The following is a 25,569-nucleotide window of genomic DNA, read 5'->3' as shown; positions in this document are numbered from 1 at the left end:
TATTTTTTCAATGTTTAAAAGTTATGAATTAAAAGAATTCGGTATAACGTTGAATTTCCCAGTCAGACACATGGCGGCAATACTCCACCCACTCCATGCTCTTTTGATCAATGAATTCATCGACAATTTCTGCGCCTAATTTTTCGTGGAAAAGCGGATCGGCTTTGAGGGCTACGACTGCCTCTTTGAGTGACTGGGGTAAAGTTTCAATGCCACGCGCAGCAATTTCTTCCAGGCTTAAGGTATACAAATTTTCATTACACACCGGTGGTGGTGTCAGTTCACGTTCAATGCCATCTAGACCTGCAGCGATAATTGCGGCTGTTACCAGATAAGGATTACAACCTGCATCCGGTAGACGAAGCTCAATACGTCCATATGGAATACGAACCATGGCTGATCGGTTATTTGAACCGTAAGCGATAAATGCCGGTGCCCATGTCGCACCTGAAAGTGAGCGCCCTACTACTAAACGTTTATATGAATTGACTGTCGGTGCACAGAAAGCACAGAGTGCTGGTGCATGTGCCAAAAGACCTGCAATAAAGTGATAGGCCATTTTGGATAGCCCCATACCACTTGGGTCACTTGGATCATGGAATAAATTTTTGGATTCATCACTTCCTATCGATAAGTGGAAGTGCATCCCATTACCTGCACGCTTCGGATCCGGCTTCGGCATAAATGAACAGACCATACCCAAATCATTGGCAATTTCACCTGCTGCCATGCGGAAGAAGGTAAACATGTCTGCCGAATTCATGGCATCAGAATAGGTATAGTTAATTTCAAACTGACCATTGGCATCTTCATGGTCAATTTGGTAGATATCAAAACCAACTGGGATCAAGGCTTCTGTGAGCTTTTCCAGAAACTGGCGTGAACGGGACAAGCCTTTATAGTCATAACACGGCTTATCGAGATTATCCGAATCATCGACCATTTTGAGTTTGCCGTCTTCAGTACGACGGAACAAACTAAATTCTGGTTCTAGACCAGTGTTCAGTGTCCAGCCTTTAGCAGACAAGCGTTGAACTTGGCGACGTAACACATAACGAGAGTCATAAGGGTGAGGCTGCCCATTGACATAACCTTCACAGACTACACGACCATAGCCTGGCTGCCATGGCACGGGTGTCAAAGTAGATAGATCACCCTTGACCATGAAATCTGGTCCATGCGGTTGCATACCCATACCTGAAATTGCAAAGCCTGCAAATCCAACACCATCACCTTCAATTGCTTTTAAACCTGAGATCGGTACAGATTTGGTTTTTGCAGCCCCATGGATATCTACGAATTGAGCCAATACATATTTTAATTCATGCTCATCAATCACCTTTTGTACTTCTGGTCGGTACTTTGGCTTGCTTATTATCTGATGATCAAATATCTCTTTTACAGCCTGTTGCAACATGATTGACATACTCCAATATGACAAGACAACTTTTGGCGTGAAAAATGTCCATTAAGAAATGAATTACATTATTCAACACAAGAAATTTTATTTCCTAATAGGAATAGCAATTCTCTTGCCAACTTTTCATTTCCATAGTCAAAATTTGATTTTTTCTATAAAATATCAATATTCATATTAGGAATATATTTTTCCTGAAAATAAATTTTGGAGTTGTTAGTATTTTCCATCCAAAATTTAACTTGACTACAAATGATTTAGACTCAAAAGAGTGCAGGTTGATCCAGAATGAAACAAACAAAGAATGGTATGAAGTTAGAACAATACATTGGTATTCAGATTAAACGTTATCGTCAGGAACAAGGTCTCAAACTGTCAGATGTTGCCCAGATCTCTGAAATTAGCCAGGGCATGCTGAGTAAAATTGAAAATGCACAGGTATCTACGAGTCTGGAAACCTTAAGTCGTCTTTGTGAAGTATTAGGTATTCCTTTATCAACTTTATTTAGTCAATATGATCAGCAGGAAAGCCATGCCATGCTGGTTAAATCCGGTGAAGGCATGGAAGTCGTGCGCCGGGGTACGGATAAAGGCCATACTTATCATTTGTTGACTCATTCACGCGGACCTAAGAAAAATTTTGAGGCGTATTTAGTCAGTATTGATGATGAAAATGAAGAATTTCCTGATTTCTCTCATCCAGGTACAGAGATGTTGTATTTAATTGAAGGTGAACTCATCTATCGCCATGGTGATGAAACCTTTCACATGCATCCAGGTGACTGCCTAACCTTAGAAGGTGAAATTCCACATGGACCGGCCCAATTAATTCAAGTCCCTATTCGTTTATTGTCGATGGTCAATTACTCTCAAACAGCTGCCGAATAATTTGATTTATTCTCTAATTAAAAGATGGCTTCATGCCATCTTTTTTATTTTCATATAGTTAAATATATTTTTGATCAAAAACAGATCAATGGTATGAGAATTGCTTTAATAACAAGAAAATAATATTCCTTATAGGAATAAATATTTTGTCATTCAATTTCGTAAAAGAACATGAACTGATACGTAAAATTTTCTGTGATTCAGGAGCAATCATGAAATTAACTTCCATAAAACAGCTTACTTTTTATAGCCTCATCATATTCCCCTCCTTATGTTTTGCCGCAGAGACTGAAATGGATAAGGCTTCAACCGTATGGATGATCATTTCATCTTTACTGGTACTGTTCATGTGTATTCCTGGACTTGCATTATTCTATGGAGGCATGGTCCGAACAAAAAATGTGTTATCTATCTTTACCCAGTTTCTTGGGATTGCCGGTGTGGTCTCTGTACTGTGGGTAGCTTTCGTTTACAGCATGACCGCTGATGGAACCAACATGGCTGAAGGTGTCTACAATCTAAATAGTTTTGTTGGTGGCTTAAATAAAGCTTTTCTCATCGGTATTGATGAAAATACCCTGATTGGTGGTGTACCTGAATATGTCTTGCTCACGTTCGGTTTAGCTTTCGCAATTATTACTCCCTGTATTGTGGTGGGAGGATTTGCTGAACGCATGAAATTCAGTGCTGTGATGCTGTTCAGTATTTTATGGCTCATCATTGTTTATGCACCTGTGAACCATATTGTTTGGGGCGGAAGCGGTGCATTATTTCATAATTGGGGTGTACTTGATTTCGCGGGCGGGACTGCAATTCATATCAATGCCGGGATTGCTGCTCTAGTCGGGGCTTTCGTTTTAGGTCGTCGTAAAGGATGGCCAACTACACCTATGCCTCCGCATAATGTCATCTTTACACTGATGGGGATGGCCTTTTTATGGTTGGGTTGGTTTGGTTTTAATGTCGGCTCTGCACTTGCAATCAATGAATCCGCGATCGTGGCATTCATCACAACCATGTTTGCGACTTGTACTGGCATCTTGGGATGGTTGGTCATCGAAAAGATTAAAAGTGGTCATGTCACTGCATTAGGCTTAGCTTCAGGTGCAATTGCTGGACTGGTTGGTATTACGCCTGCTTGTGCTTTCGTTGGTCCCTTAAGTGCCCTATTCATTGGTTTTGTCAGTGCAATCGGGTGTTATTATGCGATCACAGTATTGAAGAAAAAATTAGGCGTAGATGATGCCTTAGATGTTTTTGCCCTACATGGTATCGGTGGGATCATCGGTTGTATTCTCACAGGTGTATTCTGTGTCCCAGCACTAGGCGGAAAAGTTGAAGGTATTGAAATTATTCCTCAGGTCACTGCTCAAATTGCCAGTATTATTGTCACTATCATTTATTCAGGTCTTGTGACCTGGATCATTATGAAAGTGGTAGACAAAATGATTGGTTTACGTGCAAGTCCTGAAGCAGAACAAAAAGGTTTGGATATTAGCGATCACAATGAGCGTGCTTATAACAATTAATTCAATCCCACATTCATCAAGAGCCTTGCGCTCTTGATGAATGCAAGTAGTTCCCCATTTTTATCTTTGTTTATCTATTCATTAATTTCTCATAAGCGTCTTTAATTAAATAATTTAAAGATTTCTTTTTGTTTTGCACCTTTTACTTCACAGGTCTATATAGTTCATAAGCTTCCATTATTATTGTCATACCTCTTGGAGATTCAATCATGATTTCTCTTGTCCTTAAATGTATCTAAAATTTACATAATACACACTATACGAAACCATCCTGTAAGCCTAAATTATTATTTTAATTCAATTATTTAGTTCAAAAAAATTCTAGACCTACCTAACTGGACTTTTTATACTTTTGCCATGTTCCACGCATGTTATTTGATCAGCGTTCCACAATGGTGCTTACTCTAACTTATTAACGAATAAATACTTAGTTGAGTAACATATGTAGAAAATGGCTGCCCGTTTACACGAACAGCCATTTGAGGGTTTACAGGTAGGGGGAAACTTTTTAGATCAAAGCTTCAATGCCAACAACTTGACCATTAAATTCCTGAATTGCATCGACCAGTACTTCCCAAAGATAAAGAGACATTGTACGGTCGCATAAAATATTAAATTTTGCTGCTACATCATCGCTGACATTCATCACGATTGCATTGATACGTGCGACTGATGTTTGTGCCACCTGGCCTCTTAAAAAGGCTTCTTCAGATAAATCTACTGCACAGAGTTTCGCCATGATCAAAGCAATCGATGGGCCTGTAAGCTGTAAACAAGCATGGCTGTCCTGACGTGGCAACAAATAATTGAGACGATCATCCATGACCCAGTTTTTTTCTAGATCTATAATCTTCTTACCAAAATCATCTAGACCACCCAAAAGCAGATATTCTGTTGCAGATAAACGTGCAACATAGCTGCCATCTTGCTGGGTAATCAATGTATTAGGTGTTTGTGGTAACTCAAAACCATGGTCAAGTAAAAATTCAGCAGTATCGATCCCTCGGAAGCCAACACGAGGTAAATTAGTTAAATCGACCAATGCACATTTTTGAACTGCACCACGGTCATCCAAACCACCCGCTAAAAATAATTTTCCAGCGCCAAAAGATTGGTAATGTCCCGCAACATTTTGAATTGGGCTACGTTCTGCTTGATATAAATTTTTCATAATTAAGCTACCTCCTGACGCACGCCTTCTGGATCATAAAATGGAGCTTTCACTACCGTCCCATATACAATTTCCCCTTTTTCCACGCGAATTGGAAATTGTTGGCCAACCTCACTTTGCTCTATGCTGACATAAGCCATACCAATGATTTGATCTAAAGTTGGTGAGAATTCACAAGAGGTAATGTTGCCTGTGATATTTTCATCATTGAGCACGATATGACCTTCAAGAGGTTGAGTCTGTTGCTTATCTAATACAAAAGACACCAGTTTACGTTTCAATGGTTGTTTACTGAGGATATCAATGGAACGTTTACCCACAAACCAGGGTTTAGATTTAGCAACTGCCCAACCCAAATCACATTCCAAAGGATGAGTCATGCCATCTGTTTCCTGACTAATGATGATGTGGCCTTTTTCCAAACGTAATAAACGCTGTGCTTCCACACCGAAAGGCTGAATCTGAAATTCTTGACCTGCGCCTATGAGATGATCCCAAAGGAACTCGCCATAACGTGCTGGATAATGGATTTCGTAACCAAGCTCGCCTACAAAGCCAACACGTAGCAGACGTACAGGAATGCCTTGAATTGTGCCAAGACGTAGACCTAAATATGGGAAAGCTTCATTGCTAAAATCCACATCGTGGCAGACTTTTTCCATCACTTTGCGTGAATTGGGCCCTGCGATATTTACTGCGGTAAATGCACTGGTGACATTAGTAATATCTACGTTTAAGCGCCATTGCACATTCCATTTCAACATCTGCTGATAGATTCGATCCACACCACTTGTGGTTGCTGTCACATAAAAATGATTGTCACTGAGACGTCCAGCAACACCGTCATCGATGATCACACCATCCTCTGCGGCCATGACTGCATAACGGGTTTTACCTACTGGCAATTTAGCAAAGGCAAAGGTATACATACGATTTAAAAACTCTGCGCTGTCGGTACCGCGGATTTCAAGCCCGCCTAGTGTTGAAACATCGATGATGCCAACATTTTTTCGTACATTCAGTACTTCACGTTCAATATTTTCTAAACGCTGTTCAGGGTTGCCATAAAATGCCGGACGTTGCCAATTGCCTGCAGGCATCATTTTCGCACCTAGTTCGAGGTGACGTCGGTGCATGGCTGTTTGACGGTAAGGATCAAAACCACGACCAGCAATGTGTGCCAGCTTTTCAGCAGTAAATGGTGGACGTGCTGTCGTTACCCCGGTTTCACTGACACTGCGATCGGTATGTTTTGCTACCAAGCGTGCCGTCGGTAATGCGGAATGTCGACCTTGTGATGGCCCCATGCCGACCGTTGAGAAGCGTTTAACCAATTGCACATCACGGTAACCGCTTTTTGTGGCATTAATGATGTCCTTGATTTGTAGGTCTTCATCATAATCGACAAATTCTTTACCTTTAGGATGTTCAAAGATCGGCCATGGATAGTTAACCGCAGCTTCTTTAAAGGTAATTTTATCAACCTGATGTGTATCATTTAAAATGGCATGAATAGCATTTTTTGCTGATTGTGCTGCATCTGCCAGGACATTCTCAAGTGCATGAACACCATTGACCGAGCCTGCAATATGTAGCCCTTCGACTAAGCCTGAAATACTGAACTGTGCTTGCGTATCGTTATAACTAAGTTTACCGCCTGCCTGACACAGCAACTGATAAACAGGCATATATCCGGAAGACATGGCCAATACATCACATTTTAAATAATGTGCATGTTCCGATACTTGACCTTCAGCCGTAATCTGACGTACATCAATGCTTGTAACATGCAACATGCCTTTACTATGCAGTGCCTCATATACAGTACTATTGAAATAACAAGGAATTTTATTTTGTTCCACTGCTTTTTGGATTTCAGTATTTGCTGCACCTGAACGCATCTCAATTAAAGCGACCACATTAAGTCCCGCTTCAACCAGATCCAGTGCGGCTAAGTACCCATCATCATTACCCGTTAAAATGGCAATTTTTTGTCCAGGTTTGACTGCATAAAGTTTCACAAGACGCTGTACAGCACTGGTCAACATCACCCCTGGCAAATCATTATTTCTAAACACCACAGGCTGATCAAAGCTACCACTAGCTACGATGCATTGTTTGGCACGTACCTTATACATGCGTTTGCCCTGAATAATTGGCAAATAATGATCGGTAAACCAAGCATTACAAATCGCCTGTTTCAGTACGGTAATCTTAGGATGATTTTCAACTTTTTGAATCAGCTCGGCTTTAATGGCTTGCGCTTTTTGTGCATCTACATCAAAGCGTGCATAGTTTAAGCTACCACCTAGTATTTTATCCTGCTCAATGAGTAGCACTTTTAAACCAGCTTCAGCTGCAGTCAGTGCTGCCTGAAGCCCTGCAGGTCCTGCGCCAATCACTGTAACATCAGTAAACAAATAAGCTTTATCGTAATATTCAGGCTCGAAGTTGAGATCAAGTACCCCCAGCCCAGCTTTTTTACGAATCATCGGCTCCCAGAGTTTCCACACCCCTTTTGGTTTGTAGAAAGAGCGGTAATAAAAACCAACCGGCATAAATTTGGAAAAATGTCCCAAAAATGCATCGGAGTCTTTCATTAATGAACCCGAATAATTTTGCCCAGTGGCACAGACTGCTTGTTCAATCTCTGTTGTATCCGCCAATACATTCGGCTCTTGTGGCAATTGAATTAAAGTATTGGCATCTTGACCCGCCATAGTCAGTGGCGCACGTGGACGATGATATTTAAATGAACGTGACATCACCCAACGGCCACTGGCAATTAACGCGCTGGCAATCGTGTCACCGGCAAAACCTTTAAACTTTTGACCATCAAATTCAAATTCGACTTTTTGATCACGTTGAATGAGTAATCCATATGGTGCTGGAAGGCGATCTAATCCTGTATTGCTCATGCGACTACCCCCTGTTGTGGTACTTGAGACTGACTTTGTTTTTGTTCTATTGCAAAATCAACGCGTTGATTGAAAAGTTCTTTGGCATCATAGGTCCGAATAATTTCATCGCTGGCTGTATGACGTTCTGCAATGAACCAGTAACTACTTGGCGTATGCATCCACCATTCACGAACAATGGCAATCTGATTGTCTTTATTAAAGACATAATCCGCCCATTGTTCATCGGTGCAGGTATTTTGATCCGGCATTTCACGCACTTCACCGCCATAGCTAAACTCACTGATATTGCGTGGGCCGTTTAAAGGACAAATCATAATTTTCATGTTATTACTCCTTAGTGGCTTGCTGCAGTTGCACCCATTTCATTGACTTGCTGGAAACGGCTGAAACGTGAAAGCTCAAATGGTTTAATCAAGTCAGGAGTTTTTCCTGTTGCTACCAGTTCCGCCATGGTCTTGCCGCAGATCGGTGTAGACTTGAATCCCCAAGTCCCCCAGCCTGCATCAAGGTAATAATTGTCATATGGTGATTTACCCATGATTGGACTATAGTCCGGTGTCATATCGGTAATCCCGGCCCATTGACGCATAAGTTTGACGTTGGCCATAAATGGGAACATCTCAATCGCATGAGCAAGTAGACTTTCTTTTAAATCTAATGTGGAACGGGTGTTATACAGTGGATATGGATCTGAACCACCGCCAAATACGATTTCTCCGCGACTGGTTTGTTGTACATAGCAATGCAATGCCGATGAGCTCACCAGTGGATTGATAAAAGGTTTAAAAGGCTGAGACACCATCGCTTGCAATGGAAAGGTATGAATTGGTGAACGAATACGCAGCTTGTTCATCAGTAGACTTGAAGCACCGGCGATTGCCTGAACTACACATCCACACTGCACCGTTCCACGGTTGGTCTTTACAGCAGTAACCCGATTTCCCTCAGTGACGAAGTCCTGAACTTCAGTGAGCTGATGAATTTCAACACCACGCTTAGATGCGCCTTTCGCATATCCCCATGCCACCGCATCATGCCGTGCAGTCGCCCCATCGATATGCCATAAACCTGCTAAAACGGGCAAATGTGCAGGATCAAGATTCAGACAAGGAACTAATTCTTTAATTTGCTGACGGTCAATCATTTCAGTACGACCACCAAAATGTTTATTTACCTCAGCTCGTTGACGAAAAGCACGTACTGTTGAATCAGTATGTGCTAGCGTGAGCTGTCCACGCTCTGAATACATGATGTTGAAATCAAACTCATTGGACAAATTTTTAAACATATTGACTGATTCTGAATAGAACTTCACACCTTCAGAAGTCAGATAGTTAGAACGAATGACGGCTGTATTTCGGGCTGTATTACCACCACCTAAATATGATTTTTCCAATACGGCAATATTGGTAATGCCTTCATATTTCGCTAAATAATAAGCTGTAGCGAGACCATGCCCACCACCACCAATAATCACCACATCATAGTGTGACTTCAGGTCTTTAGGTGGAGGTAAATCAACCTCTACAGGATATTCACTGCTTAATCCGTATTTGAGTAAACCCAATGGCATGATGCATCCTCCACGACATTTAACATGTCAGTTGTAATTCTTTATCTTGATGACTGTATTTGCTGATGAGCTGCAGCAATTGTATTTTTCATTAAATAAGCGATGGTCATGGGTCCTACACCGCCAGGGACAGGAGTAATTGCTTTGACTTTGCCTACAACCGCATCAAAGTCCACATCTCCTACTAGCTTATTCTTGCCATCCACCTGAATCCGGTTAATTCCGACATCAATCACGATCGAATTTTCATTAAGGTAAGCTCCATCCAGCATTTGTGGGCATCCTACTGCAGCCACCACAATGTCAGCCTGTTTGCAAATCGCTTGAATGTTTCTCGTCTTGGAATGAACGATAGTGACCGTACAATTTTCTTTAAGCAGTAAAGCCGCCATCGGTTTACCGACAATATTAGAGCGTCCGACTACAACTGCATTGAGACCACTCAGATCAGGTCCAAGCGTATCTTTGAGTAAACGGATACAGCCTGTTGGGGTACAAGGGGTCAAGACGTCACGTCCCTGGCTTAACCCACCCACATTTTCACTATGAAAACCATCAACATCCTTTTTAGGATTTATGCGTTCTAACACACTATTTTCATCTATATGTTTCGGTAAAGGCAGCTGGACCAAAATTCCATGCACAGTAGTATCAGCATTCAACGCATCTATCTGAGCAAGCAGTGTGTTTTGAGAAGTATCTGCGCTTAACCGGAATTCAAGAGAACGTATGCCTACGTAACCTGCTTTTTCTACTTTGTTACGCACATAGACATGGCTGGCAGGATCATTACCGACCAATACCACGGCTAAACAAGGTTCGATGCCCTGCTGCTTCAGATCCAGCACTTCTGCTTTAACTTCATCCAAAACAGTTTGTGCTGTCGATTTACCATCTATGATTTGCATCGTCTGGTGAGTTTGGAGTGCTATATTCATTTAAACACCACCGTACGATCGTCATTCAGGAATACACGGTGCTCAACGAAATATTTGACAGCTTTAGACAAAGCTATAGTCTCAGTATCACGGCCCACCGAAACCAAATCATCTGGCAAATAAGCATGATCAACACGCTGTATTTCCTGTTCAATAATTGGACCTTCATCCAGATCACCTGTAACAAAGTGAGCCGTTGCACCAATGAGTTTTACACCACGCTCAAAGGCTTGATGATAAGGTTTAGCACCTTTAAATCCAGGCAAGAAAGAATGATGGATATTAATGGCACGCCCTGATAAAGCTTTGCATAAGTCATCTGAAAGAATTTGCATATAGCGCGCAAGAATGACTAATTCCGTTTTAGTCTCATCTACAATTTTGAGTAATTCAGCCTCTTGTTGTGCTTTGGTTTCTTTAGTAACAGGTAAATAAATAAAACGGATGCCTTCACGTTCAGCAATTGGACGTAAATCTAAATGGTTGGAAACAATCGCGGTGATTTGAAAATCCAGTTCACCTTTGTGATGGCGATATAAAAGATTGAGAAAGCAGTGATCAAATTTACTGACCATGATTAAGACTTTCATTGGGCTATCACAGTCATAAAAGTCCGCCTGCATGGCAAATTGAGCTTTGACAGTTTCAAAACCATTTGTTAAAGCCTCGATATCGCCCTTGCCTTCATTAAAGCGAAACACAATACGAGTAAAAAACTGTCCTGTGGTTTCGTCATCATATTGTGACATTTCACTGATATAGCATTGATTCTGCGCTAGATAACCAGTCACGGCTGCCACAATGCCAGATGCTGCAGGACAAGTAATTTTTAAAATGTATTGTTTATTTGGATTGGATAACATGGCCTGATTTCCCTCAGAATTTCCAATTTGGTGCATAAGTTCAATGGAATGATTTATTTCCCTTCAGGAAAATAAATTTCTCTTTAGGAATTTATATTGGATTTTTTTTAAGCTGTCTAGCGCTTTATGAATATTTTTTTACTATTAGTAATATTTATTTTTATTTATATTTTTCATAGACATAAATAAATATCAATGAGGATTTTTTCCTCATTGAATAGTGATCTTATCTATGCTCAGCTTAGAGTTACCTTTATACAAAATAATGGGCTTTTATCTCTTTTGGACCCCTGAAAATATTCTTCACAAAATAATCAGCAAAAATTGCGCCAATATAAATAACTTTGACATAGTAGTGACTTAGGAATGCTCGCTTTTAGCTCTAAAAACATCAGGTTCACTAAGTTCATGAATCACTTAAAATTAAATTATGAATTTAATTAAGTGTATGAAAATATTTAAAATTAATAATTATATTAATTATGAAGTGGACTTTAGGTGGCACTGTTGCAAATAACCACTAATGGTAAGCTGAATCCTCTTTTAGCTAAAGGTACAGCATATGAATCCCTTCTTCAGGGCGAAATCATTCTTTGGGCTGTGCGCTAGTATTGTAAATATGGCATTAGCTATCGTGAACTGCAGGAAATGCTGGCCGAACGTGGTGTGAATGTTGATCACACGACTATTTATCGTTGGGTTCAGGCGCTTGGATCGCGGAATCCAGAGGTCATTGGCAGTCATCCAACGACGAAGCGTTTCTACAGGGATATTCAGGTCAAACATGCTGCTGAGTTTTTCATGCGCTAAGGTTGGGCCAAAGCCCAGCAGATGTTCAGAAATAATGGAAAGACATTTTGATTTTAACAAGTCATCATGGCGACGATGGCCAGGTTGACCACGACTGGCATGTGTCAGGCCTGAAACACCGTCTTGCTTTAGCTTCTGCAATAAGCGGGTAATTTGACGGGTTGAAAGATTCAGAATTTCAGCAGCACGGACTTGTATAATACGTTGATCTCGAACATCTTTCAGCACTGCAAGACGTTGTATTTCCTTGTCAGACATAGTGATCAGCATCTCAAGTTTATATCCAGTCCATGATGTTGATGCGCATCATAGACCAGACATTTTTATTGGTGAGAATACAGACACTTTAAATGGTTTCTAACAGATGGACTTCGTATAAGAGTTTTTATGTTAAATACAAATAAAAAAAATCCTAACGCACTGTCAGGATTTTTTAGTTCACATGTTATTAATCCTAACCGTAGTCAGGGAAGTTATACCCAAAAACTTTTTTCCAAGTATTTATTGATTCTTTATCTTTTCCTTCATTTTCAAGTTGTCTAGCATCTCTTGAAAGTTGGGCGAATGTTTTAAATTTCTCGCTCAATGAGTATCTACTATAATAGTCTATATCATTGATGTTACTTTGAATATTTTTAGGATCAGCCACAGTATTGATAATACTATTCGCTAAGTAGTTAAAAACGTTCTCTAATTCCAAATCAACATACTCTGAACATGTATTATTCGGTTTACTTTCATAGTAGTACAGGATCATAGCTTCTAATAAATAAGATCCGATGTTCACTCTTTTTTCTTGTTTCCAGTACTTCAATATGCGAATTACATTTAAAACATTACCAGATTGATTTTGATTGACGGCTGATAATCTATCTCTATCAGTCTTAGGATTCGTTTTTTTCCAACTTCCAGATCTATTTGGGATTAAATAATAAGAGTTTCCATCGCTATCTGGTGATGTCAAAAAGCAAGGAACAATATCGAAATTCCATGTATAGCTTTTCAACTTCAGAGTTGCTGCTTCTCCATCCCTTTTGATTTCAGCTGATGAATATTGACTGACCTTACTTAATTCTGATTTAAATGCATTGGTAATACGTGTTGAACTTAAGCCTGAACTATCAAGAGTTTTCGCATATTTTTTTAACTTTCCAGAGTAGTTTTCTGGAAATTTCAACTCAATATCGTCCCAAGATCTTTCATAATATGTACATCCATCGGCTTTGATACCAACCATTAGATCAATATCATCTAATGGTCTAGTTTTAGTCTTTCGAGCAAAAGAACCAAAGCCGATATCGATTTCTGGATATAAGTTAGGAAAGTTATCATTATTTTCTGGAAAGTTTGAAATTTGATATAATAACCAATTTCGACTATTTCGAGCCGTTGATGATGTAGCTGAATCTAAATTTACAATATTTTTCTGGAAGTCATTAAAAGCACTTATAACTGTTGTTGCCATATAAATCTCAATAAAGTTAATTAAAGATAGTTGTCTATGTATCTTTGAATATTCCTTATAGATAAGGTTTCATTTTGATTTTTAAAGTATTTATGTAATTTATTTGGAATAGGTCTAGCAGATTTACGATATGAATAAACCGCATTTTGTACCTCTTCAGCAAGAGATATAACATCTTGATCAGTAGCACTATTATTTGATAGTTGGTTTAAGGCATCTTCTATTTCACTATTCAAACGATTTCCTTCTTTAACAGTTTCTTTATGTTCTAGGACTAGAAAGAATAGAAATATTACTATAGGTATAGAGGCACTTAGTGTTTTGATAAATAATGAAATATTTTCAAAATAATAGATACTTACCGCAAAAAATACGAAAATCAGTAAAACAATAAAAGCTAATACGGTCTTGTAATATCTTTCTCTGTTGGGAATGTCCCAAGATAAATTTTGGCTTTGGCATAGGATAATTGCCATAGGGTATTGATAAGTAGCTGCGGGGGATGTATACCAATTTAAAAATTCTGAAAAATCTCCATACTTTTTCTTATATTTTTCAGATAATAACGTTACTTGACGGTTGTTGGGTTTTTCTCCTAAATAAAGTTTGTTCCACTTTAAGTTAAAGATAGAGCGATCATATAGTTCTTGCATCTGTACTGCTGAGCTTCTTATATTTTTTATCCAACATGATAAAGCTATACTACTGAGGCTACAAAAAATAGCTAAGTAAATGAATATAGAATAATCCTTAACAATACCAATTAATCCAAGAGTAAATGGCATACATACACTAATGATAAAATTTATTGTCATTAGAAATTTACTGTCACTGTATAAAGTATTTACAGCTGCTTGTAATTCTAAATTGGCTAGATCATTTTGCTTCTTTGAAATCAAGTTAACCTCTAAGTTTCTAATTTTTAATAATATTATACAGAATAACGAGTATGAAGTTTTAAATAATTAACAAGATCCTAAAATGATTCTCTTTATATAACTCAAACTACTGGTGTAATCTTTAGTTACTTATGAAATTCTTAGCATTGGGGAATAAGAAATGAATAGTGATAAACAGTACTTTGATCGTCTACAGGAAGAGTATTCAGAAAAATATGGTCATGAACTGTATGCAATTGATGATATTGAAGGAAAAAAAATATTTATTGATATTAATGATCCGTGGAGTGTTTCCTCAAGTTGGGGGGCTTTAGAGAATGAAATACGGTTAATAAAAATGGGACTATTTCCATTAACATTAAGACAAAAATTCGAAAGGAAAGAAACTTTTGAAAAAAAAGCAGACGAACTAGCTAAGCTAATTAATGTTGTTCATACTAAAGAAAATAGTATTCTATGTCCTACTAGTAGATACAATCGTAATAAAGAAAAATAGAATTAGTAATTAGAGCTGAATAATTTAATTTACCTCAAACTAACATAATACACGTTATGCGAAGTCAAAAAAGGAAGCTTAGGCTCCCTTTTTTATTGATGATTTTTTAATTCTTTTAGCATGGCATCCCGCAAAATTTCATTCATTCGTGTTTGATAACCTTTACCTTGTGCTTTGAACCAAGCAAGTACATCAGCATCTAACCGAATTGAAGTTTGTTGCTTCACTGGGCGATAAAATTGATTATGGCGTACAGCATTACTCCAATCAGTAATTTCAGGAATATCTGATAGATCTAGCTGATCATCAGGAACTGTACCTTTAGCAAGCAAGCGTTCAATTTCAGCATCTTGCTTGTCGCTGAATTTTTCATTCAGCTCTTTGCGTGAGTATCTAACCATGCTCATATTTATCTCGCTCCGTTTTGGTTACCTGTCTTGCACTAATGATTCGTATGATTTCACAGTCATCTTCATCAAAGATGGTATGAGCTACTAAGAGCATTAGTACGCCTTTTACTTTTCCAATGGTTTGCCAACGTTCTTCGCCATCGGTATGTCTGTCTTGGATTGAGATCCTCAATGGATCTTCAAAAACAAGGCTTGCCGTTTCGAAAGAGACATCGTGTTTTTTTTGATTTTTTCGATTCTTTGCCTCATCCCATTCGAAATACTGTTCCATAAAAAACATTCAAATTTGTATATACAATAATGTATCACAAAATTGTATCACTCAAGCTGAAAAGCGTAATTTTTGGTCAAAATTAGTGGCAAAATATGACAAAGTTGATCAAAAAACACACGAGTTGTTAAAGCGTGTGTTTTTTGATCTTTTTGGTTTTGGTTTTATTGAATTAAGTGTTTGATAAATAGAACTATTTAAAAAGGCATTTCGCATAACGCCCATTATGTTAAATGGAACCTTCTTTAGTTGAATATTCATACTTTCAATGGAGCAAAACTTGCAGAATCTTGTCTAATTTGTAATCCTTGCAGCCAAGGGTGTCTAGCTGAGCTAAGGCAGGTATTTGTTGTAGTCGGGCCGCTATAATATTGATAAAGAGCGCCTGTATGTTTAATTTCAAGATTTTTAATAAAGTCTCTACGGAAGTGTTGACGATAAAAAATGACCTTCAGCTTAATTCTGAAATTCAACTTATAACAAAATATAAGACCTCTACTTCTGAAGATTATAAAAAAGCAATTATTTTGATCTTTAAAGAACGTGGTTATTCAGCTTTAGAGATTGGTCAACTATTGGAAAATTAAAGTAAAAGATTTATTCTGATCAGATAGGCACCCTTATTTAAAGGTGCCTATTCATTTTAGAAATTCTTAAATTTCAATCTGACTACCTAGCTCTACCACCCGGTTAGAAGGGATTTTATAAAAATCACTGACAGGGCTGGTATTTTTTTGCATTGCGACAAATAACTTTTCACGCCATGTAGACATCTTGCTGGACAGACTTGGAATTAATCTTTCTCTAGAAACAAAGAAGCTGATATTCATTAAGTCATACTCAAGATCCAGTACTGAAAAAGCTTGTTTCAATGAATGAGGCACATTAGGCTCTTCTTTAAATCCATAATGGATCGTTATTCTGAAAAAACCATTCTCTAGTACTTCAGTAACGATTCGCTTAGCTTCATCAACATACGGGATTTCAGAAGTCTTGATTGTCACCAAAAAATTACGTTCATGCAGAACTTTATTATGCTTTAGATTATGTAAAAGCGCATGGGGTACGACTTGAGGCGTTCCAGTTAAAAATACGGCATTTCCACTCACTTTCTGACCTGTCTGTTCAAGGTGCTCAAGAAACACATTCAGTGGAAGCGTGTCCTTCTGCAGTTTGTCCTGAAGAATCTCTCTGCCTTTTTTCCAGGTCATCATGAGGGTAAAAACAATAACCGCAATAACGACTGGTACCCAGCCTCCAATCAGGACTTTTAATAGGTTTGAACTCAGCAAAACCAGATCAATAAAGGCGAATGGAATAATGAACAGTAAGACTTTCCATGTTTTCCATTTCCAGTAACTATAAGCCAGAAAAGCTACTAACAGTGTGTCACAGAACATGGTCACAGTGACGGCCAGACCATAAGCACCTGCCAACTTGCTGCTACTTTCAAATATTAAGATCAAGATGGTGATAGAGATAAACAGGAGCCAGTTCAGTAATGGAATATAAATTTGTCCAATTTCCGAAGCGGAGGTATGTAAAACGGCACTGTTGCAAATAACCACGAATGGTAAGCTGAAGACTGTTTTAGCTAAAGGTGCAGCATATGAATCCTTTCCATGGTCGGCATTTTCAGGGCGAAATCATTCTTTGGGCTGTGCGCTGGTATTGTAAATATGGCATTAGCTATCGTGAACTGCAGGAAATGCTGGCCGAACGGGGTGTGAATGTTGATCACACGACTATTTACCGTTGGGTTCAACGTTATGCTCCTGAAATAGAAAAACGTTTACGCTGGTATTGGCGTAATCCTACAGATCTGAGCTCGTGGCATATTGATGAAACCTATGTAAAAGTGAATGGACGATGGTCTTATCTGTATCGTGCAGTCGATCAACGTGGCGATACCATTGATTTTTATCTTTCTTCTAGACGTAATACCAAATCAGCATATTGTTTTCTTGGAAAAATTTTAAATAATGTGAAGAAGTGGCAAATTCCACAAGTGATCAACACGGATAAAGCACCCACATATGGACGTGCTTTATCACGGTTAAAACGGGAAGGTAAATGTCCACCAGACCTTGAGCACAGGCAGATTAAGTATAAAAATAACGTGATTGAATGTGATCATGGCAAGCTAAAGCGGATCATCAGGGCCACATTAGGATTCAAATCTATGAAGACGGCTTATGCCACAATTAAAGGTATTGAAGTCATGCGTGCACTACGTAAAGGACAAGCATCGTCATTTTATTATGGTCAGCCTCAGGGTGAAGTGTGTCTAATCAACAGGGTTTTCGGTCTCTAAGTACTTTTTAAAGGGAACATCATCGACTCAAATCTCTATTTGCAACAGTGCCGTTTAAAGTCAGAGTTTGAAACCCGTATTGGCACAGATGAAAATAAGGTTTTTATTAAAGTTCATGCCGATAAAGAAGAATCGCATGATGCACATTATGATGCCAAACTTTTATATAGCCGTATGATTTCAGACTTTTGGGATGCACAGATTGGTGCACGTTATCGCAGTGAAAAAGTTGAACTCGATGATCATCGCAAAGACACCGAAGAAAATGTTGATGCAGTGATTGGCTTACATGGTATGGCACCATATTTCTTTGAAACTGATGCTTATCTCTATGCAGGAGAAGACAGTTATGCGGGCTTTAGCCTAGAAACGGAACGTGATTTTCTGATTACGCAAAAGTTGATTATTCAAACTTATTTAGAGTTGGATGCGATCTTTAGTGATGACTCTAAATATGCGAAAAAAACTGGTTTAAGCAGAGCAACCGCAGGGCTTGAAACTCGCTATGAAATCAGTAAAAAGATCATGCCGTATATCGACATTGCCTATGAGTATTCAAAAGGTAATGATGAAACGTCGTGGCAAATAGAATCAAACTCTGAGAAAGGTTGGTTATATGGAGCTGGTGTTAGATTTAGATTTTAATTAATTTAATGATTACTAAATAGCTTTATTTAAATAAAACTCTAGCTTAATGTGACCGGAAGCAAAATGTTAACTTATTTTGCTCCCTCCCTCCCATTTAACATAATAGAGCTTATACGAAACGTATATTTTAAATATATAAAAATCAGATGCTTGTGTTATAGTGATAATGCTCGACGATGTCGAAAAGCTGACTTGGAAACAAGTCGGCTTTTTTTTAAATTGTTTTGATATATTCCGCCAATAAAATTGATTGTTTCTTAATCAAATTAAAACTTTCTTCAATGTTGTCAGCCTTCTCCGGTAAGAAAATATCCCCAATTTCTGCGGATAAAAAGGGGACGGTTTTTATCCGATCTTGTACGCATTTGCTTACGTCAATTCCGGCCCTTTGCGGCTATGCGGCATACTGGAATTTTTCGGCACTGTTGCAAATAGGCTGACATGATAAGCTAAATATCTTATTTATTTCGAGATACAGTAGATGAATCCCTTCCACGGTCGGCACTTTCAAGGTGAAATCATTCTTTGGGCTGTTCGTTGGTATTGTAAATATGGCATCAGCTATCGTGAACTTCAGGAAATGCTCGCTGAACGTGGAGTGAATGTTGATCACACCACAATTTATCGCTGGGTTCAGCGTTATGCTCCAGAAATGGAAAAACGTTTACGTTGGTATTGGCGTAATCCTACAGATCGACATTTATGGCATCTGGATGAAACTTACGTAAAAGTGAATGGCAAATGGGCATATCTATACCGTGCAGATGACCAACGTGGCCATACTCTTGATTTCTATCTTTCTGCTAGACGAAATACCCATTCAGCTTATTGTTTTCTTGGTAAGATTTTCAATCAATACCAAAGCATTGAGCATTATTCAAAGAATGGTAATTGGACTCAAATACTATATGAGTTTAAAACAGAACAAGGACAGATTTTTGTTTTTGCACGTAATCGCGCTGTTGCTAAACATTTGCCAATCATGGCTCAAATTCAACCTAATCAAAAAATATGCTTCCAGTACTCACCCAATTTTAAAGATAGTAATACACTCTATCTTTTGACAGGTTTGAGCTTACAAAACTAACAGGCAAAAAAATACCTTGCGGAACAAGGTATGGAAACTGCGTTTATACAACGCTAGAGGGTAAACAAAATACAGCAAATCTGGATAAATATTAAGCAATAAAAAGGCTTGAGCTAAGGTAGCGAGAAACTCAGCATAAATATTGACATTAAAATCCAATTTTATTGACAATTCACGACAAGCTCATCTTTATTGTCGTGAATTGTCAAAATAAAACTTTGTCTGGCTTATTTACCCTTAACCTATAAGTTAAGCGACTGATTCACTTTGCTCTTGTTCTACGACAGGAGGCTTAACCAGTTTTGGCTTTTGCTCGACCCATTTTGCTGGAAATACGGATTCAATTGCATGACTAAGCGCTTTAGAAATAGGGGCTGGTAACTTGATACCTAGCGGATTGTCCTCTTTCAAATCTGCTGAAGACACCACACGCGTCCCCATCACATAATCAAACCAAGGACGAGTAACACACCAATTTGCATCTTGGTTCGAGTTCATGTGGTGATCATAGTGCCACGGGATTGTACGCTTCGCCCAATCAGGCTCAAGATGGGCACGGCGATGAACATAATAATAATTCCCCGCACTATAAATCGCTGCAAGCGCCATGCCTTTTGAAAAAGGATAGAACACAACACTTAGCACACCTGCGGCTACAGCAAGTGACATTAACTCATTGCGCGTACGCCAGTTGTCCAGACCCTCGACATAACAATCATCAGAAAAGCCCTGCTTGCGCACTTCACGGTGGTGTGCCCAGTGCGATTCCATCTGTTTTGGCGTTGGGCTGAAACGTGGCTTGCCTTTACGGTGAACCCCATGCAGTAGATATTTATGGGCAAACCATTCATAACCGTTTGCAATCACCAAACCTGCAACAAAACCCTTCAACATGGTTTTCTCCAAATGTTTCCTTATTTTTTTAAAGATATAAATTTTTGTAGGCGAAGTATTGACGATACGATATATTTATATTGACAAAACACGACAGAATAAGGAGTAGACAGGATGTCTCAACTCAAGAATTATACAGGCTCGGTTTATGGTGGTTTAGGACACCTGCTAAAAGCCTACTGTGAGGCGAAAGGTCTAGAAATACCTGGACAATTACAACAGGTTCAGAACCTAGAACGCTTTGATTACGTGATCTGGCGCGACCTGCTTGAAGACTTAAACCGTCTCCATCCACGGACAGGTTTGGGACTGGAAATTGCCGCATATGTCCAACCCAAGCATTTGGGAATTATCGCCTACCTAGCCCTGTCCTGTGAAAATCTGGGTGAGGCCATGGCACGCTACCAGGACTTTCACCGTCTTATTTATGATGGCAGCCCGCTACTGGTGGAATTCGACCATCCATATGTCTCGATTCGCTGGGAAGCACCCGAACCCAATCCCACCCAACTGACCGATGAGATTGCGATTGCCTTGATGATACAGTTCCTTAAACTGTTTATGTCGGGTGAAGGCATCAATCTGCATGAAGTCCATTTTTTAAATTCTGCACCAAAGAATATTTCTGTTTATGAACAATATTTTCAGTGCCGTGTGCGCTTTGACCAACCCAGAACCCAACTAATTTTGCCTGTGGCTGAGGCATTCAAGCCACTGAGGAATGGAGACCACACCTTACAGCAACTACTTTTACAGCAGGCACAGGCGCTTCTGGACAAATTACCCAACTCGACCCAACTTGATCAACGCTTGCAACATGCCATTTCGACAGGCCTGCAAAAGAACCAATACCAGATCGACTTTATTGCGAAGAAACTGGGAGTCTCGGTTCGGCAGCTTCAACGCCACCTGCAACAGCAAAATGCCACTTTTCAGGAACGGGTACAGGAAGTTCGCTTTATGCTGGCAACTGAATATCTAAAAGACCCACACCTGAGTTTACAGGAGATTGCCCTGCTGCTTTGCTATTCAGAACAAAGTGCCTTTCAGCGCGCCTTTAAACACTGGACCCAAGTCACACCTCAGCAGTGGCGTATCCAGCATTTTCACTAAAATCTGATCTGTTTGATCTACGTCATCAGGATGTCATGCTTTTTTTGTTAAATTGACTGAAAAACGAGCATTTTCTCGTTAAATATAAAGTTCTATGCGAATAAAACATCAATAACTACAAAAAGCGCATTATGAATAAATATCTTGCTGAATTCATCGGAACGTTTTGGTTGGTCTTCGGAGGCTGTGGCAGTGCCATTTTTGCAGCAACTTTTCCCGAGTTGCGCATCGGCTTTCTTGGCGTTGCACTTGCCTTTGGTTTAACCGTTTTAACGGGTGCCTTTGCACTTGGACATATCTCTGGCGGTCACTTTAACCCTGCAGTCAGTGTCGGCTTATGGGTCGGTGGACGTTTTGATACCAAAGATCTGATCCCCTATGTGGTCTCCCAAGTGGTCGGAGCAGTTTTAGCCGCTTGGGTGTTATACCTGATTGTCCAAGGACAAGCTGGTTTCGCCGGTACAGGAGGCTTTGCGACCAATGGTTATGCCGAACTGTCACCAGGAAAATACTCTTTAATCTCCGCTTTAATGATTGAAATTGTACTGACCGCAATGTTCTTAATCGTGATTATGGGCGCCACAGATAAGCGTGCGCCTGCTGGTTTCGCGCCGATTGCCATTGGTTTAGCCCTAACCTTGATTCACCTGATCAGTATTCCTGTGACCAACACCTCGGTTAACCCTGCACGAAGTACAGGTGTTGCAATATTTGCTGAAACAGCCGCATTAAGCCAACTCTGGTTGTTCTGGGTTGCCCCGATTGTCGGTGCCATTATCGGCGCTATTATTTATAAAATTTTAGAAAAAGAGGATTAATTTTTTCTCTATCCATTAATAACAAAGCCCACAATCTGTGGGCTTTTCTTATTGTTCAACATGGAACATAGATAGGCTTATATTATAAAAATGGATTGTCAATTTCACCCGACTGCGGATGTTCAATTTTCTCAGGAAGCTGAGCTTCACTTTCAAGCTGTTGCACAATAGCATTCAGATACGCCTGCAATGCTTTGGCCGCAGCTAGGCCAGCTTGGTCTTTGGTGAGTTGTAAATTGCCATAAATACTAACGCAGTCCGTGTCATTTTCAAGGGTCAAATCATGAATGGCATGGGACTCGTTACCTTGTACAAAAGGTTTAAACATTTTATTTTTACTCTTGTTTGTTTTTCAGGCATTGGGCACTGCAGTCGAAGGTCTATACATCCAACTGCATAGAACTTTAACGTAACAGCTGCAAAATATATTGCAATAAGGCGTCGACCAATTGTTTCACAATCGCATCTTGATCCACCGCATCAATACCCGTGCCTGTTTTGACTGTGCTACCACTACTCGACTGAGTAGAGCCCGATTTAAAGTTTTTTTGTAAGGCTTTGAGCTGCTCGGATGAAACCTCTTCTGCACACTGACTTTCCGCATCCCAATGCGAGTATTGAATTGCACTATTGGCTTTTACCGCCGTTGCTGTCAATGGTAGTTTATAAGTATTACGTTTTTGCTCTTCTGTCAGTTGCGGAAATAAATTCACACCCAACTGCTCTTCCAAATAGCAGACACTGACAATTCTTACCTGCTGTGAATTATCATTCGGTGCGTAATAAGCGCCGATTGCACCTGTTTTTGGCATATAGACCGCTTTGTAAACCGCACTCGGAACAATCACTCCCTGACCAATGGTCTTGAGCTTTTTGCCCTGAAATACAGGCCCAGTTACCACAAAAACATCCAGCTTTTGCTTGGTCACAAGTGCCCGTGTGGCTTCTTCCAATTCACGCCACACTTGCTGATTATTTTTAGGGGCCTGTGGCACCATATTGGCCAAAGAAAAACTGTCGAATTGTGCGGCTTTGTTGGGCATATCAGCATTCGGTGCCATATGTTATATCCGGATTTAATCTATACTCATACAAAACACTCAATTTAATTTAAATTATATAAACTATAAATTAAGTAATAGATGTCCTTCTAAATTAAGAAGAATTCTTATTTTATTAATATTTCTACCTTAACATTCATGCATAATTCGTGAATGAGAACATCTATTCAAAATAGCTTTCCAGAACAATGTTTAAGAAGTATATACGCAACTCAGTTTAAGAAGATGCAGACTTAAGCCTAGGAACAGATTACAGATATACTGAGATCATTGACAAAATTCAAAATTCAAAAAATCTTAAATACTAAAAAATATAAATCTCTGAATGTGATATACGCTGAACTATCAGGAGACTTTCCCTTGGGAGATTCTAGGCAGCCAACTTATAAAAGTCTTCGGCCATTTGATTTGGTGTCTTAAAACCCAAACCCTTTTGAATTCTTCGATGATTATAAAATAATTCAATGTATTTTATAATATCTGCTTTGGCTTCTTCTCTGGTTTGATAGTTGTAATGATGCACTAACTCATTTTTCAGTATTCCCCAAAAGCTTTCAATCGGTGCATTATCGTAACAGTCTCCGCGCTTGCTCATTGAACCTTGAAAACCATATTGCTCAAGTATATTTCGATATTCATGGCTGCAATATTGACTTCCTCTGTCTGAATGCACAATCAGTTCTTTGGTTGGTTTTTGATTGTGAATAGCCATATTTAGCGCATTACAAACAAGCTGTGTTGTCATGCGCTCATTTAAGCTATAGCCAACCACTTGCTTCGTGTAAAGGTCTTTTACCGCTGCTAAATACAGCCATCCTTCAACAGTCCATATGTACGTAATATCACTTGACCATGCTTGATTTGGTCTAGTCATTGAGAATTGTTGCTCCAGCAGGTTTTCATAGATCGCTCGATTATGGTCACTATTCGTAGTCCTTTTAAAACGCTTGTGTCGCTTACAATACAGGTGGTTCAGCGCTTTTATCTGACCTACAGCGTACATACTCATTTTTATACCCTGAGCTTGTAAGTATTTGGTTAATCGAATATAACCATAGCTCTGCCTTGTCTCCTCATGGGCTATTTTCACCAATATCGTCTGTTGATTTCGTTGAATCGTTCTTTTGCTCACGCCTCTCTTGAGCCAATCATAAAAACATGAAACTAAAACATGAAGTAATCGAGCCATTAAGGTAATTGGAAAAGAATATCTTTTTTGTTTCATATAGGCGTACCTTACTGACTTTCTTTGGCAAAGTACGCTGCTGCCTTTTTTAAAAATTCACGTTCCATTTCAGCTATTTTGAGCTGTTGTTTGAGTTTTTTATTTTCTTCGAGTAGAGCGTTTAGATCAGGTGAATACTGTTTTGTACCTGCTAAAGTTCCAGCCTTTGCTTTGGTATTCCAATTTGAAAGAGTTTGCATTGAAATGCTAAGTTGTCTAGCTGTTTCCGAGACATTGCCTTGATTGGCTTCAATTAATTTGATGGCTTCAGCTTTAAATTCTGTGGTGTAAGTCTTGTGTTTCTTGCTCATGGTAAACTCCTGATGAGTGTGTTTAGTTTACCAAGTTAAAACCTCCTGTTTTTTCAGCACACATCATACGACAAAGGGTGGAATAATCCGGAGCTGTCCAATCTAATCCAGAGAGTTTAATCAGACTTTGAACAAAACCTGTGACCATACGTAAAGAGAGTCGGAATAGTAATTTGATCATTAAGCAGCATTGAATCGCTGTATCGGAGTAGGTTTGATTTCGACCTTGCTTGCCTTGTGATTGTGCATACCACTGAGTCTTTGGATCAAGCCAAATGGAAATATTACCTCGGTTAATTAAGGCTCGGTTATAGGATGACCAATTGGTTGTACGGTAGATTTTAGAGGCAGGCTTATTCATTTTGAAATTATATTGCTGAATAAGCTTTTGATGCTAGGTTTGTGCAACAAAGCCATTATAAGATGAAAGGAATAGTACGCTAAACT

21 protein-coding genes and 6 pseudogenes are annotated in these 25,569 nt (G+C 39.2%); 9 read left to right on the top strand and 18 right to left on the bottom strand.

Features of this window, described 5'->3' with window-relative positions:
* Positions 1–28: 28 nt before the first annotated feature.
* A complete protein-coding gene (gene glnT, locus I6L31_RS18090) occupies positions 29–1,417 on the bottom strand; it encodes a type III glutamate--ammonia ligase (RefSeq protein ID WP_005006280.1) in 1,389 nt (462 codons plus the stop codon).
* Between the two features lie 288 nt (positions 1,418–1,705).
* Here glnT and I6L31_RS18085 point away from each other — a divergent pair, with 288 nt between their 5' ends.
* A complete protein-coding gene (locus I6L31_RS18085) occupies positions 1,706–2,305 on the top strand; it encodes a helix-turn-helix domain-containing protein (protein ID WP_005006283.1) in 600 nt (199 codons plus the stop codon).
* Between the two features lie 212 nt (positions 2,306–2,517).
* Entirely contained in the window at positions 2,518–3,834 is a 1,317-nt protein-coding gene (locus I6L31_RS18080; RefSeq protein WP_005006285.1) for an ammonium transporter, read from the top strand.
* 508 nt (positions 3,835–4,342) lie between these two features.
* On the opposite strand, the gene I6L31_RS18075 is transcribed toward I6L31_RS18080, so the two are convergent.
* The 9 genes and pseudogenes from I6L31_RS18075 to I6L31_RS18035 form a co-directional block, all read right to left on the bottom strand.
* A complete protein-coding gene (locus tag I6L31_RS18075) occupies positions 4,343–5,005 on the bottom strand; it encodes a sarcosine oxidase subunit gamma (RefSeq protein ID WP_005006287.1) in 663 nt (220 codons plus the stop codon).
* 2 nt (positions 5,006–5,007) lie between these two features.
* Positions 5,008–7,923, bottom strand: a complete 2,916-nt coding sequence (locus tag I6L31_RS18070; RefSeq protein WP_005006289.1) for a 2Fe-2S iron-sulfur cluster-binding protein — start codon at positions 7,921–7,923, stop codon at positions 5,008–5,010.
* Positions 7,920–8,249, bottom strand: coding sequence for a sarcosine oxidase subunit delta (locus I6L31_RS18065; RefSeq protein WP_005006290.1), 330 nt, complete (start codon positions 8,247–8,249; stop codon positions 7,920–7,922). The genes I6L31_RS18070 and I6L31_RS18065 overlap by 4 nt, the downstream gene beginning before the upstream one ends.
* A gap of 11 nt (positions 8,250–8,260) precedes the next feature.
* Positions 8,261–9,499 (bottom strand): FAD-dependent oxidoreductase, encoded by a 1,239-nt coding sequence (locus I6L31_RS18060; protein ID WP_005006292.1) that lies wholly within the window; start codon positions 9,497–9,499, stop codon positions 8,261–8,263.
* 41 nt (positions 9,500–9,540) lie between these two features.
* Positions 9,541–10,437 (bottom strand): bifunctional 5,10-methylenetetrahydrofolate dehydrogenase/5,10-methenyltetrahydrofolate cyclohydrolase, encoded by an 897-nt coding sequence (locus I6L31_RS18055; protein ID WP_005006294.1) that lies wholly within the window; start codon positions 10,435–10,437, stop codon positions 9,541–9,543.
* Positions 10,434–11,300: a formyltetrahydrofolate deformylase gene (purU, locus tag I6L31_RS18050; protein WP_005006297.1), complete on the bottom strand. Its 867-nt coding sequence runs from the start codon at positions 11,298–11,300 to the stop codon at positions 10,434–10,436. The genes I6L31_RS18055 and purU overlap by 4 nt, the downstream gene beginning before the upstream one ends.
* A gap of 702 nt (positions 11,301–12,002) precedes the next feature.
* Positions 12,003–12,380: pseudogene (locus tag I6L31_RS18045) on the bottom strand (helix-turn-helix domain-containing protein); the annotation flags it as partial.
* 184 nt (positions 12,381–12,564) lie between these two features.
* Complete coding sequence (locus I6L31_RS18040; RefSeq protein WP_005006301.1) at positions 12,565–13,575, bottom strand: hypothetical protein; 1,011 nt, start codon at positions 13,573–13,575, stop codon at positions 12,565–12,567.
* A 20-nt stretch (positions 13,576–13,595) separates the two neighbouring features.
* Positions 13,596–14,474 carry an S-4TM family putative pore-forming effector gene (locus I6L31_RS18035; RefSeq protein WP_005006303.1) on the bottom strand — a complete coding sequence of 293 codons (879 nt, stop codon included), beginning with the start codon at positions 14,472–14,474 and terminating at the stop codon, positions 13,596–13,598.
* 160 nt (positions 14,475–14,634) lie between these two features.
* Between I6L31_RS18035 and I6L31_RS18030 the strand changes: the two genes are divergently transcribed.
* Positions 14,635–14,970, top strand: a complete 336-nt coding sequence (locus I6L31_RS18030; RefSeq protein WP_005006304.1) for a hypothetical protein — start codon at positions 14,635–14,637, stop codon at positions 14,968–14,970.
* Between the two features lie 92 nt (positions 14,971–15,062).
* On the opposite strand, the gene I6L31_RS18025 is transcribed toward I6L31_RS18030, so the two are convergent.
* Both I6L31_RS18025 and I6L31_RS18020 read right to left on the bottom strand, forming a co-directional pair.
* A complete protein-coding gene (locus I6L31_RS18025) occupies positions 15,063–15,377 on the bottom strand; it encodes a BrnA antitoxin family protein (protein WP_004282216.1) in 315 nt (104 codons plus the stop codon).
* Positions 15,364–15,651: a BrnT family toxin gene (locus I6L31_RS18020; RefSeq protein WP_005006312.1), complete on the bottom strand. Its 288-nt coding sequence runs from the start codon at positions 15,649–15,651 to the stop codon at positions 15,364–15,366. Before I6L31_RS18020 ends, I6L31_RS18025 begins: the two co-directional genes overlap by 14 nt.
* A 389-nt stretch (positions 15,652–16,040) precedes the next feature.
* Between I6L31_RS18020 and I6L31_RS18015 the strand changes: the two genes are divergently transcribed.
* Complete coding sequence (locus I6L31_RS18015) at positions 16,041–16,238, top strand: hypothetical protein (protein ID WP_004282105.1); 198 nt, start codon at positions 16,041–16,043, stop codon at positions 16,236–16,238.
* A gap of 66 nt (positions 16,239–16,304) precedes the next feature.
* Here I6L31_RS18015 and I6L31_RS18010 read toward each other — a convergent pair.
* Positions 16,305–17,201: pseudogene (locus I6L31_RS18010) on the bottom strand (KUP/HAK/KT family potassium transporter); the annotation flags it as partial.
* A 59-nt stretch (positions 17,202–17,260) separates the two neighbouring features.
* On the opposite strand from I6L31_RS18010, the gene I6L31_RS18005 reads away from it, so the two are divergent.
* The 3 genes and pseudogenes from I6L31_RS18005 to I6L31_RS18525 all read left to right on the top strand — a co-directional run.
* Complete coding sequence (locus tag I6L31_RS18005; RefSeq protein WP_001067784.1) at positions 17,261–17,965, top strand: IS6-like element IS1006 family transposase; 705 nt, start codon at positions 17,261–17,263, stop codon at positions 17,963–17,965.
* Between the two features lie 54 nt (positions 17,966–18,019).
* Positions 18,020–18,610, top strand: a pseudogene (locus I6L31_RS18000) (copper resistance protein B); the annotation flags it as partial.
* Between the two features lie 484 nt (positions 18,611–19,094).
* Positions 19,095–19,466, top strand: a pseudogene (locus tag I6L31_RS18525) (IS6-like element IS1007 family transposase); the annotation flags it as partial.
* Between the two features lie 483 nt (positions 19,467–19,949).
* Here the strand turns inward: I6L31_RS18525 and I6L31_RS17990 are convergent.
* Entirely contained in the window at positions 19,950–20,594 is a 645-nt protein-coding gene (locus tag I6L31_RS17990) for a sterol desaturase family protein (protein ID WP_005006322.1), read from the bottom strand.
* 114 nt (positions 20,595–20,708) lie between these two features.
* Between I6L31_RS17990 and I6L31_RS17985 the strand changes: the two genes are divergently transcribed.
* Together I6L31_RS17985 and aqpZ are read left to right on the top strand one after the other, a co-directional pair.
* Positions 20,709–21,707, top strand: a complete 999-nt coding sequence (locus I6L31_RS17985; RefSeq protein WP_005006324.1) for an AraC family transcriptional regulator — start codon at positions 20,709–20,711, stop codon at positions 21,705–21,707.
* A 131-nt stretch (positions 21,708–21,838) separates the two neighbouring features.
* Entirely contained in the window at positions 21,839–22,525 is a 687-nt protein-coding gene (gene aqpZ / locus I6L31_RS17980; RefSeq protein ID WP_005006325.1) for an aquaporin Z, read from the top strand.
* 82 nt (positions 22,526–22,607) lie between these two features.
* Here aqpZ and I6L31_RS17975 read toward each other — a convergent pair whose 3' ends face one another.
* From I6L31_RS17975 to I6L31_RS17960, 4 genes and pseudogenes are all read right to left on the bottom strand, one after another.
* Complete coding sequence (locus I6L31_RS17975) at positions 22,608–22,853, bottom strand: hypothetical protein (protein WP_005006328.1); 246 nt, start codon at positions 22,851–22,853, stop codon at positions 22,608–22,610.
* A 76-nt stretch (positions 22,854–22,929) separates the two neighbouring features.
* Positions 22,930–23,589, bottom strand: a pseudogene (locus I6L31_RS17970) (DNA/RNA non-specific endonuclease); the annotation flags it as partial.
* Between the two features lie 367 nt (positions 23,590–23,956).
* A protein-coding gene (locus I6L31_RS17965) for an IS3-like element ISAba22 family transposase (protein ID WP_151706957.1) occupies positions 23,957–25,122 on the bottom strand; the annotation gives its coding sequence in 2 pieces (ribosomal slippage) (positions 23,957–24,864 and positions 24,864–25,122; 1,167 coding nt in all).
* A gap of 67 nt (positions 25,123–25,189) precedes the next feature.
* Positions 25,190–25,483, bottom strand: a pseudogene (locus I6L31_RS17960) (IS5/IS1182 family transposase); the annotation flags it as partial.
* Positions 25,484–25,569: the final 86 nt, after the last annotated feature.

The organism is Acinetobacter septicus, assembly GCF_019355975.1.
Lineage (GTDB): Bacteria > Pseudomonadota > Gammaproteobacteria > Pseudomonadales > Moraxellaceae > Acinetobacter > Acinetobacter ursingii.
Note: the sequence above shows the minus strand (reverse complement) of the source record. Positions and strands in the feature narration are given on the sequence as shown.